The 1,194-nt window shown below is 61.8% G+C and carries 1 protein-coding gene; it reads left to right on the forward strand.

Annotated elements, in window-relative coordinates:
* On the forward strand, positions 1-1,194 hold a 1,194-nt coding region (locus DBR23_RS07620; RefSeq protein WP_108497829.1), incomplete at both ends, for a DNA polymerase II.

A 1,194-nucleotide genomic window follows, 5' to 3' on the forward strand; every position in this document is an offset into this window, starting at 1 on the left:
TACGTAGCGCCCAACGTGGGTGACATCGCGGCCAAGGCCTTTCCAGGCGGTTATGTGATGGACTCCACCCCGGGCTTCTACGACTCAGTCGTGGTCCTGGACTACAAGAGCCTGTACCCCTCCATCATCCGGACCTTTCTGGTGGACCCCGTGGGTCTGGCCGAGGGAGAGAGCGCCGACGCACAGACCGGATTGGTGCTGGGGCCGCAAGGCACGCTGTTCTCGCGCGAGAAGCACTGTCTGCCGGACATCGTGACCGCCCTGTCGAATGCGCGGGACGAAGCCAAGCGGGCGCGCAATCAGCCGCTGTCGCAGGCCCTGAAGCTGCTCATGAATTCCTTTGCGGGTGTGCTGGGTGCGTCGGAATGCCGCTTCTTCAATCCGAAGCTGGTGTCCGCCGTGACCCTGCGCGGCCATGAGGTAATGAAGCTCACCCGGGTGTTCGTGGAAGAGCGCGGATACCAAGTTATCTACGGAGACACCGACTCCATTTTCATCTGGCTCAAATGCATCTATCCCAACGCGGAGGCGCACGCCATTGCGGCCGGCCTGGTGCAGGAGATCAACGCCTGGTGGACCCGCAAGCTGCGCGAGGAGCAGCAGCTGGAGACCTTCCTCGAAATCGAGTTCGACACCCACTACGCCAAATTCTTCATGCCTACCATCCGAGGATCGGACGTGGGCAGCAAGAAACGCTATGCCGGCCTGAGCATCGATCAAGAAGGTCGGGAGGAGATGGTCTATCGCGGACTGGAGATGGCCCGCAGCGATTGGACTCCGTTGGCACGCCAGTTCCAGGAGGGCTTGCTGTCACGCATCTTCCACGGCGAGCCCTACCGGGCGTTCGTGGCTGACTATACGCGGTCGATGCTGGACGGCCAAATGGATGCGCTGCTCGTCTACCGCAAACGCCTGCGCCACCGGCTTGATGCCTACGAGGTCAACGTACCGCCCCAGGTGCGCGCGGCGCGGATCGCTGACGCTCACAACGCGAAGCTGAACCGTCCGCAGCAGTACCAGCGTGGAGGCTGGATCGAGTACGTGATGACGCAGAGCGGCCCCGAACCTCTGGAGGCCCGGCATTCGCGCATTGACTATGAGCACTACCTCGTCAAACAACTCCAGCCCATTGCTGATGCGATTCTTCAGCCGTTGGGAGACAGCTTTGCGGCATTGACGAGTGCGCAGAAGGTG

Source organism: Acidovorax sp. HMWF018 (genome assembly GCF_003061035.1).
GTDB classification, from domain to species: Bacteria; Pseudomonadota; Gammaproteobacteria; order Burkholderiales; family Burkholderiaceae_C; genus Acidovorax; species Acidovorax delafieldii.